Origin of the sequence: Cytobacillus sp. FSL W8-0315 (assembly GCF_038002905.1) — a bacterium.
Taxonomy (GTDB): Bacteria; Bacillota; Bacilli; order Bacillales; family Cytobacillaceae; genus Cytobacillus; species Cytobacillus pseudoceanisediminis.
On record NZ_JBBOOC010000003.1, the window covers coordinates 26,428 to 44,156 of the forward strand.

The following is a 17,729-nucleotide window of genomic DNA, read 5'->3' on the forward strand; positions in this document are numbered from 1 at the left end:
TTACATTTCTAATGGAAAGGGAGGATTTTATGATTCAAAAAAAGTGGAAGATTATCATATCGGTTCTGACACTTGTTTTCATTGCCATTGTTGGCGTGCGGACAGCGGCCGAGAACAAGGATAAAAAGTTCGTATCCGTTGCCACCGCTTCAACAGGAGGTACATATTATCCGATTGGGGTTGGAATGGCTAATATTTGGAGCAGCCATTTAAAAGGAGAGAAAATCCAGGCGAGCGGCCAGTCTTCAGCCGGCTCCATTGAAAATATTGAACTGCTTCGTGAAGGGGAAGCACAGCTCGCCATTCTTCAGGGGTTAATTTCGTCCCAGGCCTATGCCGGTGATGGCTCCTTTGAAGGCAAGCGCTATGAGGATTTGCGCACGATCTCCATGCTCTGGCCAAATGTGGAGCATTTTGTGCTGATGAACAGCAAGATCGAAAGCGGAACTATCGACGATATAAAAGGAACGCAATTTTCTGTAGGGCCGCAGGCAAGCGGTACGGAGCAATCTACAGTCGTGATGATGGAAGGCCTTGCGCTCACGAAAAAGGATATTTCTCCTGAGTATCTTGGCTACAGTGACACGGTTTCCGCGATGCGCGACGGGAGATTGGATGGAGGTTCCCTTCCGGCAGGTATTCCGATTTCCGCTGTAACAGATATGTATGCAAGTAATGTGAAAGCATCGATTTTGGAAGTAACTGACGAGCAGCTGGATGCCATTAATGCAGTATCTGACAGCTGGTACCGCTATGTGATTCCTGGAGGAACATATCCGCGTATTGACGAAGATATCAACACCATTGCCCAGCCGAACCTTTTATCCACAACAAAAGAAATGGACGAAGAAACAATCTATGTTTTAACCAAAACGCTCTATGAAAATCTGGATGAAATGTATGAGGTACATAGCTCTGCCAAGGAGATGACACTGGAAACCGCCCTTGATGGAGTATCTGTTCCATTGCATGCCGGAGCTTACAGATATTTTAAAGAAGCAGGTCTTGATATACCTGAAAATCTAATTCCGCCGGAAGCGAAATAAAGGAGGGAAATCGATGACAAAATCAACAACCGAACCCATTGTACAGCCAGCCAATCTGGATAAAGAAGCAGGCGGCGGCATGCGGCTGCTGGAGGGTCCATACAAAAAAGCGGCTGCCATCATTGCTGTTTTGTTTTCTGTTTTTGCTATTTATTCGAATGGATTATCCAATATTCAAGAGATTTATAGAAACCTGATTTTCCTGGGCATCCTGCTGGTTATGACTTTTTTCTATTATCCGGCCGGAAAATCTTCCAATCAAAAAAGGTTTACAGCCCCTGATTACGTATTTGCGGCGCTGGCCATTGCAGGTCTTGGCTACCTGCTCCTGAATTACACAACGATTCATGTGGACCGGGGCTCCCAGCCGATTATGATTGATTATGTCTTTGGAGCCATAACGATCATCGTCCTCCTGGAAGCTTCAAGACGGGCAGTTGGGATCTTTATCCCGATCCTGTGTGGAGGCGCTATTGTATACGCCCTGTTTGGCACCTACTTCCCATGGATTTTCGGGCATGCCGGCTTTTCACTGGAACGCCTGCTGTACCGTCTTTATATGACGACGGAGGGCGTGCTGGGTTTAACACTTTCGACGGCCTCCACGTTCATCGTCATGTTCGTCCTGTTTGGTGCCTTCCTGTCTGTCAGCGGTGCCACCCAGCTTTTCAATGATCTCGCCCTTTCCATTGCAGGCAGAAAGCGTGGAGGCCCTGCCCAAGTGGCGGTCATCTCCAGTGCACTGACAGGATCATTGAGCGGAAGTGCAGTGGCCAACGTCGCGACAACAGGAGCTTTTACGATTCCATTGATGAAATCCATTGGTCTTAAGCCTAAGTTTGCCGGTGCCGTAGAAGCGGCTGCTTCAACAGGCGGAATGATCATGCCGCCGATTATGGGCGCTGCCGCATTCATTATGGCCGGTTTCCTTGGAATCTCTTATACAACGGTCATCCTGGCAGCGATCATTCCAAGCTTTCTCTACTATATCGCACTGATTTTTGCCATTGATATTGAAGCGAAAAAGCAAGGCCTGAAAGGCATCAGTAAAGAAAATATCCCGGATGTCGTCCAAATCCTGAAGGAACGCGGTGTCCTGCTTATTCCGATCATTGTTGTCATCACAACACTATTAATGGGAAAGACAGCTCTATTTGCCGGATTTGCCGGAATCGGTGCTGTCATTGTGGCGAGCTGGCTGGCAAAGGATAAATCTTCAAGAATCACGATCTCTAAAACAATTGAAGCTTTCATTGAAGGCGGAAGAGGGACGATTCAAGTCGGGATTGCCTGTGCCGCTATCGGAATCATCATCTGCGTTGTCACCATGACAGGAATTGGATCTACATTAGCTTATAATATTGTCGAATTAACGGGCGGTCAGCTTTGGCTGATTTTAATCGTCGTCATGCTCACCTGCATCGTTTTAAGTATGGGGCTCCCATCCACAGCTCTTTATATCGTCGTTGCAGTTACGGCAGCTCCTGCACTTGTGGAGGCTGGCGTTAATCCAATCGCTGCCCATTTCTTTGTGTTCTGGTTTGGTGCATTGTCCAACATTACGCCGCCTGTGGCTCTGGCATCATATACCGCAGCGGGACTGGCTGGCGCCAATGCGATGCAGACATCATGGGAGGCGCTTAGAATTTCACTTCCGGGCTTTATCATTCCGTTCATGATTGCCTATAACCCTATTATTCTGCTTCAGGCAGCAGAGGGAGAAACGGTATCCATTTTATCAGTCGCATTAGTGGTCATCACAAGCACACTGGGCATTTACGCCCTAGCAAGTTCGCTTGGAAATTACCTGAATGCCAAGCTGACGATACTTGAAAGATTCCTAATGTTTGCAGGGGCATTAATGCTGATTAAACCAGGCATGATCACAGATATTGCCGGACTTGGGCTTTGTGTGTTTGCGATTCTCTTCCACATCATCAGAGTAAAGAAAAGCAGTTCAGTCGAAATCACCATATAAGGAGCTAACATCCATGAAAATCGAACGAAAAAAAATCTCGGCCCAGGTGCTGGATCAGCTGAAGGAAATGATAAAAGACGGCAAGTTCCCGCCAAATGAGCCGATGCCATCCGAGAATGAGCTGGCCAAACTGTTTGGCGTCAGCCGTGCGCCTGTTCGAGAAGCATTGAGCGTATTATCTGCCAGCGGGATTATTGAATCCAGGCAAGGCGGCCGCAGCTTCGTCAAAGAAGTTAATATGGCAGACATGCTTGGTTCGTTAGCGATTGAATATATCCCCGTGGAACAGATTTTTGAGCTATTGGAAATGCGGAGGATTATGGAGACACAGGCAGCAGCTATTGCTGCCTTGCGTCGTGATGAGGCCGATCTGGAAAAAATGAAACTGGCGCTCGATCAATTTGAGATTACGCTGACGAATCCTGAAGCGTTAGGCGATCTGGCAGACGTTAATTTTCATAAACACCTGATCGAAGCAACGAAAAATCGTTTCATGATACAGGTAATGGAAAATATCGATGATCTGTACCGAAAAGCAATTGCCTTTTCCCTTAAGAAGAATGTGGGTCTTCCGGCAAAGCGCGAACAGGTTTTTCAGGAGCATATGAGCATTTTTACAGCTATTAAAGAACAGGATGAAGAAAGAGCGGCAAAGGCGATGCGAGTGCATCTTGAGAATGTTACAAAGAAATTGAAGGTGAACGAAGGGGAAGGAAAGAAGGTGCCATTGTGATCACCGAACAAATTGTTGAGCGGCTGAAAAGCATCATGGGATCAGAAAATCGCGTTTTGCTTGAAAAAGCAGACCTGGTTTCTTATTCATACGATGGCTCATTTGGAGCCTATATTCCGGAGATCATCCTGCAGCCAGTTTCGACTGAGGAAGTGGCAGGCATAGTAAAGCTCGCCAATGACATGAAAATACCAGTCTATCCAAGAGGCAGGGGAACGAGTCTAAGTGGAGGCCCGCTCCCTGTCCATGGCGGGATGGTCCTTGATTTTTCCAGGTGGACACAGAAGCTGATCATTGATCCGGAGGATACCGTTGCGATTGTATCTCCCGGAGTCATCACAGCTGATATTGACCGTGAAGCGCAGCGGAATGGGCTGATGTATCCGCCAGACCCAAGCAGTTCCCATGTTTCTACAATTGGAGGGAACCTTGCTGAGAATGCCGGCGGGCCGCGCGGTTTAAAGTACGGAGTTACGAAGGATTATGTATTGGGCCTCGAGATCGTCACGCCAGAAGGGGACGTTATCCGAACAGGCGGGCGGACGGTCAAAAACGTCACAGGCTATGACCTGACGAAGCTGATCGTTGGGTCGGAGGGGACGCTGGGCATCATCACAGAGGCCACCCTTCAGCTGATTCCAAGGCCCCAGGCCACCCAGACGATGATGGTCATATTTGATGACATTATTGATGCCGGAAAAGCGATCTCGGCTGTGCTCACTTCCGGCATCCTGCCTTCCAAAATGGAAATCATGGATCAGGCTTCCATCAGGGCGGTGGAAGAGTTTCAGCCGATCGGTCTTCCAATAGATGTGGATGCCATTATCCTGATTGAGCTTGATGGCCATCCAATTGCCATAAGGGATGAAAGCGAACAGGTGAAGCAGGTGTGCCTGGACGTCGGGGCAAGGAAAGCCATCATTGCTAGGGATGAGGAATCTGCCGAGAACCTGTGGAAAGCGAGAAAGCTCGTTTCCCCTGCGATTGTCAGGAAAAAGCCAACGAAAATTTCCGAGGATGCTACCATTCCAAGAAGCAAGATTCCTGAAATGTTCAGAAGGCTTCAGGAAATCAAAGCAAAATATGAAATTGACTTAGTCGTATTCGGCCATGCGGGTGATGGAAATCTGCATCCGAATATCATTGCAGATAAGCAGGATAAAGAAGAGATGAAGCGTGTGGAAAAAGCAGTAGAGGAGATTTTTACAGCAGCGATTGAATTGGGTGGAACCCTCTCAGGCGAGCATGGAATCGGGACCATGAAGGCGCCGTTTATGGAGATGGAGCTTGGGGAAGCGGGACTGGACATGATGAAACGAATGAAAAAAGCGTGGGATCCGAACAACATTATGAATCCGGGCAAGATTTTTCCTGAGACAAAAGGACAAAAGCTGGTGTTAGTCCATGACTAGCCAGCTTGCCTATAAAGAAACGTTCGACTGTGTCCAATGCGGCTATTGTCTTCCAGCATGTCCCACATACGCCAGCATGGGGAAAGAAAGTCATTCTCCACGGGGCCGGATCAATCTTGTGCAAATGGCGGCGGAAGGAAAAATAACCATCGATGAAATGACAGAATCGATGGAGCTCTGCCTTGGCTGCCGCGCCTGTGAGACGGCATGCCCAACGAATGTGCAATATGGAAAAATTCTCGAATCATTTAAGGAAGTAAAGGCTGCCGAAGCACCAGCTCCATTCATGGAGAACTTGGCTCTGCAGAAGGCATTGCCGAATAAAAAATTGCTGTCAGCCATGAGAGCTTCACTTCGGGCCTATCAAAAAACGGGTATGGACACCTTGGCCCGCAAAAGCAAGGTGCTAGGCATTCTTCCCGAACAGCTTCGTGCTTTTGAAGAAATAGCACCTCCTGTGGAAATGCCAAATAAACAGCTGAGAACAGGCAGCCATAGCCTTCGGCGTGAGCCGAAAGCCCGCGTCGCTTTTTTTACAGGGTGCATTATGGATGTGTTTTTTGCCAAGATCAATGACCTCAGCATCAAGCTGCTGAGGCATGCTGGCTGTGAAGTCACTGTGATCAAGGAACAGACCTGCTGCGGCGCGCTGCAGAACCATAGCGGAGATACGGGAACATCCAGGAAACTGGCGAAGGAAAATATTGCGGCTTTTGAAAAAGGGAACTTTGATTATGTGGTTAATGCGATTGGCGGCTGCGGTGCGATGCTCGTTGAATATGATCACCTTCTCGCAAATGATCCGGAATGGGCAGAGCGTGCCAAGGTGTTCGCACAAAAGAATAAGGATGTAAGTGTAATACTGAACAAACTCGGAATCAGTTTCAGCCGGGAACTCTCAGGTGCTGTGACCTATCAGCCATCCTGCCATCTGTTAAATGTGCAGAAGGTGGCGGACGATCCCGTTCAGCTCCTCGAAAGCATACCAGGCATTACATATGTTCCGCTTCCGAAAGGGGATATGTGCTGCGGATCGGCGGGGATTTATAATATTGTCCACTACGAAGAATCCATGGAAATCCTTGATGCCAAAATGGAACATGTCCAAAAGATCTCGCCGGACATCATCGTCACGTCCAACCCTGGATGCCATTTGCAGATGGGCCTCGGGGTTAAACGCGAAGGGCTTGAAGACAAGGTCCGTGTTGTCCATATTATTGAATTACTGGCAGAAGCCTGCGGGATTGATCATAAATAAGAGAAAGGGTGGAGGATCATGTATGATTACATCATTATTGGCGGGGGCATTGTTGGCCTGTCAACAGGAATGGAGCTGCTGAGCCGGTTTCCTTCAGCAAAAGTGGCCATCCTGGAAAAGGAAAGCCATGTAGCGGCCCACCAGACGGGCCATAACAGCGGTGTCATCCATTCCGGAATATACTATAAACCCGGAAGCTATAAAGCCAGGCTTGCCAAAAAAGGCAGTGAATCCATGACGGAGTTTTGCCGGGAGCATGGTCTTGAAGTGGATATCTGCGGAAAAGTCATTGTCGCGAGCGAAGATTTCGAGCTCCCGCTATTGGACGATCTATATCAGCGCGGTTTAGACAATGGTCTTGGCATCCGGATGATTGACCATGGAGAGCTCCATGAAATCGAGCCGCACGTGAATGGAAAAAAGGCAATTCATGTGCCAATGGCTGGCATTGTCAACTATAAGCAGGTTTCGGAAAAAATGGCTGAGATCATCACAGCAAAAGGCGGGGACATCCTGCTGAATCATAAAGTACTAGCCATTGACGAAACGGCTCAGGAAGTAATCGTCCAGACCAGCATGGGAGAGATAAGGGGAGCATACTATGTAAACTGCGGCGGCCTGCAGTCAGACAGGATCGCCAAGCTTGCCGGATTGAAAACGGATGTCAAAATAGTGCCATTCAGGGGCGAGTATTTCATGCTCAAACCGGAGAAAAGCAGCCTCGTCAAAAATCTGATCTATCCTGTGCCAAATCCCAACTTCCCGTTCCTCGGGGTCCATTTTACCCGCATGATTAACGGAGCCATTGATGTTGGCCCAAATGCCGTTCTAAGCTTTAAGCGGGAGGGCTATAAAAAGACGGATCTCAATGTGGCAGACCTTATGGAGGTTGTGGCTTATAAAGGCTTCTGGAAGCTGGCAAAGAAATATATGAAAGAGGGAGTGGAAGAAATGATCCGCTCAGCATCCAAGGAGCTCTTCATGAAAAATGTCCAGAAGCTCATGCCGGATATCCAGAAGGATGATATTGTTCCCGGGCCGGCCGGTGTCAGAGCGCAAGCCTTGAAGGATGATGGCTCATTAGTCGATGACTTTTTCATTGTGCCGAGCAAACGCTCCATTCATGTTCTAAATGCACCATCTCCGGCCGCGACGGCATCCATTGAAATTGGAAAAGAAATCGTCAGGAAGATGGACGGAATGTTAAAGATGGAATCAGCTGTTTAAGTAATTGGAGAATAATTCAAAATCCCCTGAACCATAATATGGAAGAAAGGGGATTTTTACATGAAAGCTACTACAGTGATCAGGCTGCTTCATTTGGTCATTCCTTGGCTGACCATATTTTTTCTGCCTAAAAAGTCCTTCAATAAATTTTCCACCGTCTCGGTTTTTGCCGGAATTTTAGTGTTCATTATGAGCATCCTGGCCATTCCTTTTAAATGGTGGACAGTTGAGGGCGGACACTTTAAGAAATTGCTCAATGATCTAACCTTCATACTGGGCCCGTTTTTTATCGGGACCTTATGGATTTTTCATTTTACCTTCGGAAACTTTAAGCGTTATCTGGCTGTCAACGCTATCATGGACTTTCTATTCGCCTATCCGCTTAATTATTTGTATGAAAAATTTAATTTATATAAGCTGGTCAAATTTAAGCGCATCTATATTTTCCTGTTCTTCACCACCTACGCATGGATTATTTATGGATACCAGGAATTTTTTCATCGTAACCACAGATAAGAAAAAAGCCGCTCCATCATGGAACGGCTTTTCTCGTCAGCATTCTCCATTATGACACTCGACCCCGATCACACGGAAGCCATTTGCATCCAGTTCTTTCTTGATTTTATCCAAGGTTTCTTCTGTGGTATCCTTCGGCAATGTAAAAAGGATACGGCGGATCAGGCTGACATGGAAGTTGGATGAGTCCAGTGAAATGACTCCCTGTATATCGCTATATTTACTGATGATGCTGCTTATCTTTTTCAGTGTTCCCTGTGTGCCATAGCTTCCCACAGTCAGGGTATAGCTTCCGCGGTTCAGTCCCCACGCTTCCTCCAGCAGTTCCAGTACGGCCGCATGTGTCAGCAAACCGACAAACTGCCCATTTTCATTTTCAACCGGCAGATAAGGATATCTCTTCAGCGTGAAAAAGGCTTTCATGAAAGAGTCATCCTCATCAATTACGGTCTGCTGGTCTTTAGCAAGGGCCGTAATGGGTTCATCCAAAGAATGATTCTCCTTATATTCTAAAATATCAACCTTATAGATATTGCCGGCAAACTTTGTATGTGTGGCATCCAGAATAGGGACACAGCGGTAACCAGTTTCGTTTAGAAACTGCAGCGCCTGTTCCAAATTAAAGGTTTCATCACAAAACCGGACATCTCTTTTCTCTACCATCTGATGGCGAATCAGCATTCCAGCATCCTCCTTTACCCCTAACCTTCTCTATTCTATGCCGGTGCCTTTTTGGCAATGATAAGAAATTAAGTGAATCCCCCTGCGAAAACTTGTAAAATAAGAAAAAGCCATCATCAGGAAAGGTGCTGAAAAGAACGTGGAAAGCATTACAGTTGTATCGCTGCTGGATGTGATTGGAGAACTGTTTTCCGATGAGATTTCCATAGCGGTTTCCAATACAAGTGAATATATTTATTACCGGCCGAGCAAGCGCATCGATTTGAAAATCAGGCCGGGTGACAGGGTGAAGGAAGGAACCATCGCCTATAAGGCTTTAGGGACACAGCAAAGAGTGTCGGAGTTTATTGATCGCGATGTATTCGGTGTTCCGTACCACGGCATGGCGGTTCCATTTTTGCATGAAGGAAAGCTTGAAGGCTGCGTAACCGCTATTTTTCCGGCTTTGACGGACGGCAAATCGGTTGTGACAATGAAAACGAATGATGGCTGGATTCCGATTCCTTTTTCCGAGGTAGTCTACCTTGAGGCAAAGGATAAGAAGACCTATGTACATACTGGCGGCAATTCAGGCACCCATAAATACTCGCTTCAGGATTTTGAGTATTCGCTGCCGAAGGACAGTTTTATCCGCTGTCACCGCTCCTTCATTGTAAATGTTAATCATATCAAGGAAATCTTTCCTGACACGCATTCCACCTTTCTCCTCGTCATGAAAAATGGGGACCGGGTGCCTGTCAGCCAGTCTTACTCCAGCTATTTCCGCAAATTGCTTGGTTTTTAGAAAATTCTTTCTGTTTCAGCTTTGTAATTTGCTGTTTTATCCGAATTTTCCGTAAGATTATCGGGAAAGTCCTGGCTCCCTCTTTATCCGGGTAAAATGATTATATATATCATGGCAAAGGGGATGAGCAACATGGAGAAAAATTTAGATCGGATTCGCGACAGCCGCCTGCATGACCGGGTAGTTACACCTGAAGAAGCAGCATCCTGGATTCAGGATGGCATGACTCTGGGGCTAAGCGGCTTTACACGTGCGGGCGATGTGAAAGCGATGCCATTCGCGCTGGCTGATCGTGCCAGGCATGAGAGTTTTAAGGTGAATGTGTATACTGGAGCTTCTTTGGGATCTGATGTGGATAAGCTTTTTGCGGAAGCAGGGATTTTGGGAAAAAGGCTGCCATTTCAGGCCGATCCGACTATGAGAAAAGGAATTAACCAGGGGGATTTCTTATTTATCGATCAGCATTTGTCCCACACGGCAGAGCTTGTGCGCGCGAAGGTCTTGGATCCTATTGATTTCGCTATTTTGGAAGCGGTTTCTATTGCGGAGGATGGGCTGATCATTCCGTCTACTTCAATAGGAAACTCGCTATCTTTCGCTGAAAATGCCAGACATATCATCATCGAAATCAATCTTGCCCAATCCACGCAGCTGGAAGGCCTGCATGATTTATATGAACCTGGCAGGCAGGGGGAACGGAATCCGATTCCGCTGACGAAAGCCGGCGACCGGATCGGCGCTCCGGGAATTAAAGTGGACTTGGATAAGGTGAGGGGTATCGTATTTACGAATCAGCAGGACTCTCCGTCGACGATCGTGCCGCCGGATGAAGAAACCGCCATCATGGCACAGTATCTGCGTCAATTTCTCCGCGGGGAAATTGAAGCAGGCAGGCTGACAAAAAGCCTGGCACCGCTGCAGTCAGGTATTGGGTCCGTGGCGAATGCCGTGCTTCATGGAATGCTCGACTCTGAGTTTGAGAATCTGGAAGTCTATTCAGAAGTGCTGCAGGATGCGGTATTTGATTTGATGGATGCCGGAAAAGTGAACTTCGCTTCCTGCTGTTCTATCACTCTATCAGATGAAAAAATGAAACAGGTTTTCAAGAACTTTGACCGATACAGGGACCGTTTAATCATGCGTCCGCAGGAGATATCCAACCATCCTGAAATCATCCGCCGCCTCGGCTTGATTTCGATCAATACAGCCTTGGAGCTTGATATCTATGGAAACGTGAACTCCACCCATGTCCTTGGAACGAAAATGATGAACGGCATCGGCGGATCCGGTGATTTTGCCAGAAATGCACGCCTGGCGATCTTCGTGACAAAATCAATTGCCAAAGACGGCAAGATTTCAAGCATCGTCCCATTCGTCTCCCATGTCGACCACACCGAGCATGATGTCGATGTCATTGTGACAGAACAAGGCTATGCAGACCTGCGCGGGCTGGCTCCAAGGCAGCGCGTCGAACTGATCATCGAGAATTGCGCACACCCGCTGTACCGCAACCAGCTTCGCGAATATTACCGGGAAGCCCTCACAAGAGGGGGACAGACTCCGCACGTACTGGAAAAAGCCCTTTCCTGGCACACAGACTTCACAAGGAATGGAACCATGCTAAAAGAAACAGCAGCAGCTGCTCCTCAGTGGAGCTTCTGCTAAAGCAGGCAGTGCCAGGCACCCATACCGCTTCATTCAGCTGGTATAGGTGCCTGGCACTTTTAATGTTACAATGATAGCTATACTAACAAAATGATTGGGTGGAAATATGAGTAAAGCTATCAAATTAATTGCAGCTTTTAAATATAAGAATGAGTTTAAGGATGGCTATCCCCTGGTAACGGAGGAATCGGTGCAGCGGATTCCTAAGGGGATTGAAGAGGGTGCGGTCATTGAACTGACTGATGAGAGCGGGCGGTTTATCGGCAAAGGGTATTATGGAAAGCAGAATAAAGGCAGAGGCTGGATTCTCTCGCGTAATCCTCAGGAAACCTTCAACGAAGCGTTTTTTGCAAATAAATTTAAAGAAGCTTTAAAAAGGCGGGAAGCTCTTTTCCGTGACCCCGAAACAACTGCTTTTCGGGTTTTCAATGGAGAAGGAGATGGAATCGGAGGCATCACGATTGATTATTACGATGGCTTTTACGTGATCAGCTGGTACAGTGAAGGGGTTTACAGCTTCAGGGATACGGTGATTCAGGCATTGATGAACAGTGCTGAAGTAAAAGGCCTGTATGAAAAGAAACGGTTTGCTGTAAAAGGCACCTATATAGAGGATGATGATTTTGCAGCAGGAGAACGGACATCTTTTCCGCTGATGGTGAAGGAGAATGGAATCAGCTTTCCCATTTATCTCAATGATGGCGCCATGGTAGGTGTATTCCTTGATCAGAGGCATGTCCGGAAGACAATCAGGGATAAGTATGCTAAAGGAAAAACGGTACTGAACACGTTCTCTTATACGGGCGCTTTTTCAGCGGCAGCCGCATTAGGGGGAGCAGTGAAAACAACCAGTGTCGACCTTGCCAACCGCAGCAAAAGCAAAACCATCGAAATGTTCAGCGTCAATGGCATTGATTTTGAGGCACAGGATATTATTGTGGAAGATGTGTTCAACTACTTCAAATACGCCGTTCGGAAGCAGCTGAAATTTGATATGGTCATCCTTGACCCTCCAAGCTTTGCCCGTTCCAAAAAGCATACATTCAGCGCCAGAAAAGATTACCCGGAACTGCTCGCACAGGCCATTCAGATAACTGAAAAGAATGGAATCATTGTGGCATCATCAAACTGCAGCACATTCAACATGAAAAAATTCAAAGACTTTATCAAAAAAGCATTCACACAAACAGGGGACCGCTACAAAATCCTTGAGGAATTCACCCTTCCTGAAGACTTCCGCACCAACAAGGAATTCAAAGAAGGAGACTATCTTAAAGTAGCATTCATACAGAAGCTGTAAATAAAAGAATGACAGGCACCTATACCAATTGGTAAAGGTGCCTGTCACCTTTTATTGATATTTAGCCCGCAGTTCCTTCATCTCTTCTACAAGTTTCTTCCCGATTTCCTGTGAAAAGTCTTCATAGACAGGATCCAGCTTAGACTGCCATTTCTGTTTTTCTTCAGATGTAAGCTCATGAATTTGAATGGAGGAATTCTGCCTGATTTTTTCAAGCAGTTCTTCGTTCATTTCAAAAGCCATCCGGCTGTTCCAGGCGGTTGTTTCTTCCATTGCCTCGAGCAGAATCTTCTTTGTTTCCTCTGTCTGCTCATTCCAGACCTTCTCGCTCATCATCACTGCATATCCAAGATAACCATGATTGCTGATTGTCATATGCTTTTGCAGGTTATAAAATTTCTTTGAGTAGATGTTGGAAATGGTGTTTTCTTCACCATCCACATCGCCTTCTTCCAGGAGTTTATAAGTGGAATTGAATGAATCCTGAACTGCCTTTGCCTTCAGGCGGCTGAATTGGGCAGATATCACATCACTTTGCATAATCCGGAAGGATTGCCCTTTCAGATCCCCTGGTTTTTGGATGGGACCCTGATTTGAAGTGATCTGCTTAAATCCATTTGGCCAGTGGGCGAGCCCTTTTATGCCGTCCCCCTGCAGGGATCTCAGCAGCTGCTCGCCGATTTGCCCGTTCAGGCCTTCCATAGCAGCTTCACGCGAAGGGAACGCAAAAGGCAGATCCAGCACTCCCCATTGCGGTGAAAGCATGCCAAGCTTGGATGTGGAGGGGGCAATAAAGTGAACCTGGCCTTCTTTAAGAGCATTAATTTCTTCAATATCGGAATAGAGACTGCCATTTGGAAACACTTCTATTTTAATATGGCCATTCGACTTTTCGGCGACAAGCTCTGCAAACTTTTGGGCTGCAAGGCCCTTCGGGGTATTTTCAGCCACCACATGGCTGAACTTGAAGACAATTTGATCCTTGAGCCCTTCCTGGTCATCATCGTAGGGAACCGCATCCCTTGGAAAAAAGCTTTGATAGCCAAAGAAGGCAGCCAGCAGCAAAACCATACCGGCAAGGAGAATATAGCCTGTGGCGCTTTTCATTTGAATCCTCCTTTTTAAAACTATTAATGTTATCATACTTACAAGAATTCTATCCGTAAAGACAGAAGGGAGGGTCCCTTGTGAATCAGATGCCCATCCGCTGGAAGATTACCATCCTGTCTTATGCAGTCGTTATTTTTTCTTTATTGATTGGCGGAATGGTGGTTATTGCAAACATCCAGGAGCAGGAAGAAAAAGAGCTGAGGATACGCTCGATGAATACAGCCAGAACGGTGGCAGAGCTGTCAGATGTAAAAAATGGAATCCTCCAGCCGCAGGGCTGGAAGACGGTTAATAAAGTCGCAGAGGAAATCCGGATCATTAATGAAACAGACTATATCGTAATCATGAATATGGAGCGTATCCGCTATTCCCATCCGGTCAGGGAACTGATCGGCCAGCCATCTGCAGGTGAGGATGAGAAACCGGCTTTTGCCGAACATATTTATTTTTCCAAGGCAGAGGGAGACGTCGGTACCTTTATCCGCGCATTCATCCCGATTAAAGATGAAAGCCTCAATCAAATCGGTGTGGTCGTTGTCGGCAATAAGATCCCTTCGATTACGGAAATTATCGCTGATCTGGCCGGCGAAATCAGCATTATTGTCCTGCTGACGCTCATATTTGGACTGATCGGTTCTTTGATGCTTGCCAATCATATTAAAAAGCAGATGTTCCAGCTGGAGCCCCATGAAATCAAACGGATGCTGGAGGAAAGGACAGCCACCTTTCATTCGATCAATGAAGGCGTAATTGCGATCGATAACCAGGAAAACATTACGATTTTCAATGAAAAGGCAAAGAAAATTTTTAACGTAACTGGCGATGTCGCCGGCAAAAAAATCAGATCTGTTTTAAAAGACACCAGGCTCCCTGAAATAGTGGAGCGCAGCCGTGCAGTTTATAATGAACAAATCATTGTAAGCGGCAAGGTCATCTTAAGCACCAGAATTCCCATCCGGAAAGACAGCGAAATGATCGGAGCGGTAGCTATTTTCCAGGACCGCACGGAAGTCACGAAGCTAGCCGAAGAGCTGACCGGTGTAAAAAGCTTTGTTGAGGCGCTGAGAGTGCAGAACCATGAACATATGAACAAGCTTCACACCATTGCCGGATTGATTCAGCTCGGGAAAGCAGACAAAGCTTTAAAGCTGACGTTCGATGCGTCTGAAGAGCAGGAAAACCTCTCGAATTTCCTCAGCGATAAAATCAGGAACGATGCCATTGCAGGCCTATTATTAAGCAAAGTGCGGCGCGGAAAGGAATTGGGCATCACAGTGGTCATCGACCCAAACAGCAATCTGGAGGAGTTTCCAAGCCGCCTGGACCACCATGACTTTGTTTTGCTGCTGGGCAATCTGATTGAAAATGCGTTTGGAGCTTTTGAGCATAGTGAACGTGAAGATCGAAAAATAGATATCAGTATTGAGCAGACTGATGAGATTTGTGCGGTACTGGTGGAAGATAACGGCAGCGGGATAGAGGAAGCGATTTTGCCGAAGCTATATGAAAAAGGATTTACCGCCAATAAATCAGGCGGGACAGGCTATGGGCTTTACCTTGTCAAACAAATTACAGAAAAAGGCGGAGGAGCGATCGAGGTTTCAACAGGCCGGGATGAAGGAGCTTCCTTTACGATCACTTTTCCAATGGAAGCGGAGGGAGAGGCATATGGCGGTTAAAGAAGAAATCAATGTGCTGCTGATTGAAGATGACCCAATGGTCCAGGAAGTGAATAGAGAATTCATTGCAAGTGTGGAAGGATTCACGATCATTGCGGCAGCCGGAAATGGTGAGGAAGGAATCAGCCTTGCGAAAAAACTGAAGCCTGACCTGGTTATTTTGGATATTTTTATGCCGAAAAAAGATGGCATTCAAACCCTTCAGGAATTTAGAAAGCAGCACCTCGATTCTGATGTCATCGTCGTTTCCGCTGCAAAGGATAAGGAAACCATCAAGCTGATGCTTCAAAATGGCGCAAGAGATTATATCATTAAACCTTTTAAGCTGAACAGAATTCAGCAGGCTCTTGAAAAATACCGCCATTACAGAGAGAGCCTGAAGGAATCAGGCACACTGTCACAGGAGCAGCTGGATGCCCTGATTTATGCAAAGCAGGCGAAGAAAGAAGCTAACAGTCTGCCAAAAGGGCTGAATGAATTCACCTTAAATGAAATTACTGCATTTATGCAGCAGCAGACCGAACCCCGCTCTGCCGAAGAAGTTGCCAACGGCATCGGCATTGCCAGAGTAACCGCCCGCCGCTATCTTGATTACCTTGAAAAAAGCGGAGCAATCCGGCTGGATGTGCAGTACGGAGGAGTGGGCAGGCCTGTCAATCGGTATGTCATAGTTTAGTTATTATATTCCGAGACCAAAATGAACAAAACATCCGTTATGACCATAAACTTCTCGCTTTTATCTGAAAACGCTATCATTCCTAATAGAATGAATAGTTAGAAAAAAGGAGATGAGATCAAAGTGAAGAAGCAGCGGATTTATAAAAATTTAACCTTTCAGGTGTTAACGGCTATTTTTATCGGTGTAATGGTCGGACTGATTTGGCCGGAAGTCGGAAAAGAGATGAAGCCGGTAGGCGATACCTTCATCAACGCAGTTAAAATGGTCATCGCCCCGATTATTTTCCTGACTATCGTCCTTGGAATCGCCAAAATGGGTGATATGAAAAAAGTCGGCAAGGTTGGCGGCAAAGCGTTTATCTATTTTGAGGTTGTTACTACACTTGCTTTAATGATCGGTCTGATCGTCGTTAATGTCATTAAACCAGGTGCAGGCCTGAACTTTAATGAATTGGAAAAAGGAGATGTTTCACAGTATACAGCCAATGGCGGAGAGGGCATCAATTGGATTGAGTTTGTAACACATATTGTTCCTTCCAACATGGTGGATGCCTTTGCAAAAGGGGATATCCTGCAGGTTTTATTCTTCTCTATTTTATTTGGTGTCGGTTTGGCTGCTCTTGGTGAAAAGGGCAAAATCGTCATTGAATTTTTGGATAAGCTATCATTGGTCTTCTTTAAAATCATCGGCTATGTAATGAAGGCAGCCCCGCTTGGAGCATTTGGAGCCATGGCCTATACAATCGGGCATTTCGGACTGGCATCACTTGTTCCGCTTGGCAAACTGATGATTTCTGTGTACGTGACGATGTTCTTATTTATCTTTGTTGTTTTAAATATTATCTGCAAAATGTACGGATTCAGCTTATGGAATTATTTGAAGTTCATCAAAGATGAAATTTTAATCGTATTAGGCACTAGTTCATCAGAATCAGTGCTTCCGAGAATGATGGATAAAATGGAGCGAATCGGCTGCTCCAAATCGGTTGTGGGTCTGGTCATTCCAACAGGGTACTCCTTTAACCTGGACGGTACATCCATTTACCTGTCCATGGCAGTTGTCTTCCTTGCACAAGTGTTCGGAGTGGATCTGACAATCGGCCAGCAGGTTACCATTCTATTAGTACTCATGCTGACTTCAAAAGGTGCCGCGGGAGTAACTGGCAGCGGATTTATTGTATTGGCATCGACGCTTGCCGCCCTGCAGGTTATTCCTCTTGAAGGATTGGCGCTTCTTCTTGGTGTAGATCGCTTCATGAGTGAAGGAAGAGCAATAGTGAACCTGATCGGAAACGGAATCGCAACGATGGTTGTAGCAAAGAGCGAAAATGAATTTGATGAAAATAAGGCTAAAAAAGCCATTAGTGAAATGAAATTAATGAAGCAGGAACAGCAAAAACAGGCAGTATAAAAGGTAAAGGCCATTTCCAACAAGGAAATGGCTTTATTCATTGTCGAAAACCTTCCTAAGCTGACGACATTTCCTGCACCTATTTCCCGGGAAAAAATCAAGTATAAGAAGGGTTGTCTGCCTTTTCAATCAAACGTTTGATTGAAAAGTAAATTGTTGAATTACCGCGAAAAACAGACAAAATTTAGAAAGTTATAAAAATTATATGATATGATTATTCTTAAAAAAGTGACAGGCGCCTATACCACTTA

At 46.2% G+C, this 17,729-nt stretch carries 15 protein-coding genes; 13 read left to right on the plus strand and 2 right to left on the minus strand.

The features are described 5' to 3' along the window. Window positions 1-29 precede the first annotated feature (29 nt). From MKY20_RS25920 to MKY20_RS25950, 7 genes are read left to right on the plus strand one after another with little or no spacing between them, the layout of a single operon-like run. Window positions 30-1,046, plus strand: a complete 1,017-nt coding sequence (locus MKY20_RS25920) for a TAXI family TRAP transporter solute-binding subunit (RefSeq protein WP_009335077.1) — start codon at window positions 30-32, stop codon at window positions 1,044-1,046. A gap of 13 nt (window positions 1,047-1,059) precedes the next feature. After that, complete coding sequence (locus MKY20_RS25925; RefSeq protein ID WP_341004271.1) at window positions 1,060-3,024, plus strand: TRAP transporter permease; 1,965 nt, start codon at window positions 1,060-1,062, stop codon at window positions 3,022-3,024. Between the two features lie 13 nt (window positions 3,025-3,037). Further along, entirely contained in the window at window positions 3,038-3,757 is a 720-nt protein-coding gene (locus MKY20_RS25930) for a FadR/GntR family transcriptional regulator (RefSeq protein WP_251263871.1), read from the plus strand. Further along, window positions 3,754-5,169: an FAD-binding oxidoreductase gene (locus MKY20_RS25935; protein ID WP_251263870.1), complete on the plus strand. Its 1,416-nt coding sequence runs from the start codon at window positions 3,754-3,756 to the stop codon at window positions 5,167-5,169. The genes MKY20_RS25930 and MKY20_RS25935 overlap by 4 nt, the downstream gene beginning before the upstream one ends. After that, window positions 5,162-6,427, plus strand: coding sequence for a (Fe-S)-binding protein (locus MKY20_RS25940; RefSeq protein WP_009335073.1), 1,266 nt, complete (start codon window positions 5,162-5,164; stop codon window positions 6,425-6,427). Before MKY20_RS25935 ends, MKY20_RS25940 begins: the two co-directional genes overlap by 8 nt. An 18-nt stretch (window positions 6,428-6,445) precedes the next feature. Continuing rightward, window positions 6,446-7,654, plus strand: coding sequence for an L-2-hydroxyglutarate oxidase (lhgO, locus tag MKY20_RS25945; RefSeq protein WP_341004279.1), 1,209 nt, complete (start codon window positions 6,446-6,448; stop codon window positions 7,652-7,654). Window positions 7,655-7,714: 60 nt separating this feature from the next. Next, entirely contained in the window at window positions 7,715-8,170 is a 456-nt protein-coding gene (locus tag MKY20_RS25950) for a hypothetical protein (protein ID WP_251156766.1), read from the plus strand. A 36-nt stretch (window positions 8,171-8,206) separates the two neighbouring features. Here MKY20_RS25950 and cbpA read toward each other — a convergent pair whose 3' ends face one another. After that, complete coding sequence (cbpA, locus tag MKY20_RS25955; protein ID WP_009335070.1) at window positions 8,207-8,851, minus strand: cyclic di-AMP binding protein CbpA; 645 nt, start codon at window positions 8,849-8,851, stop codon at window positions 8,207-8,209. Between the two features lie 139 nt (window positions 8,852-8,990). Between cbpA and MKY20_RS25960 the strand changes: the two genes are divergently transcribed. The 3 genes from MKY20_RS25960 (at window position 8,991) to MKY20_RS25970 (ending at window position 12,600) form a co-directional block, all read left to right on the plus strand. After that, window positions 8,991-9,635: a LytTR family DNA-binding domain-containing protein gene (locus MKY20_RS25960; RefSeq protein ID WP_009335069.1), complete on the plus strand. Its 645-nt coding sequence runs from the start codon at window positions 8,991-8,993 to the stop codon at window positions 9,633-9,635. Window positions 9,636-9,767: 132 nt separating this feature from the next. Next, window positions 9,768-11,300: an acetyl-CoA hydrolase/transferase family protein gene (locus MKY20_RS25965; protein WP_251156767.1), complete on the plus strand. Its 1,533-nt coding sequence runs from the start codon at window positions 9,768-9,770 to the stop codon at window positions 11,298-11,300. Window positions 11,301-11,406: 106 nt separating this feature from the next. Next, window positions 11,407-12,600 carry a class I SAM-dependent rRNA methyltransferase gene (locus MKY20_RS25970; RefSeq protein WP_341004284.1) on the plus strand — a complete coding sequence of 398 codons (1,194 nt, stop codon included), beginning with the start codon at window positions 11,407-11,409 and terminating at the stop codon, window positions 12,598-12,600. Window positions 12,601-12,651: 51 nt separating this feature from the next. Here MKY20_RS25970 and MKY20_RS25975 read toward each other — a convergent pair whose 3' ends face one another. After that, window positions 12,652-13,707, minus strand: coding sequence for a TRAP transporter substrate-binding protein (locus MKY20_RS25975; protein ID WP_192908249.1), 1,056 nt, complete (start codon window positions 13,705-13,707; stop codon window positions 12,652-12,654). 89 nt (window positions 13,708-13,796) lie between these two features. Here MKY20_RS25975 and MKY20_RS25980 point away from each other — a divergent pair, with 89 nt between their 5' ends. From MKY20_RS25980 to dctP, 3 genes are all read left to right on the plus strand, one after another. Then, window positions 13,797-15,389: an ATP-binding protein gene (locus MKY20_RS25980; RefSeq protein WP_285855052.1), complete on the plus strand. Its 1,593-nt coding sequence runs from the start codon at window positions 13,797-13,799 to the stop codon at window positions 15,387-15,389. Then, window positions 15,379-16,065, plus strand: a complete 687-nt coding sequence (locus MKY20_RS25985; protein WP_009335064.1) for a response regulator — start codon at window positions 15,379-15,381, stop codon at window positions 16,063-16,065. Before MKY20_RS25980 ends, MKY20_RS25985 begins: the two co-directional genes overlap by 11 nt. A gap of 123 nt (window positions 16,066-16,188) precedes the next feature. Then, window positions 16,189-17,478: a C4-dicarboxylate transporter DctP gene (dctP, locus tag MKY20_RS25990; protein ID WP_009335063.1), complete on the plus strand. Its 1,290-nt coding sequence runs from the start codon at window positions 16,189-16,191 to the stop codon at window positions 17,476-17,478. The last annotated feature ends 251 nt before the right edge of the window (window positions 17,479-17,729 follow it).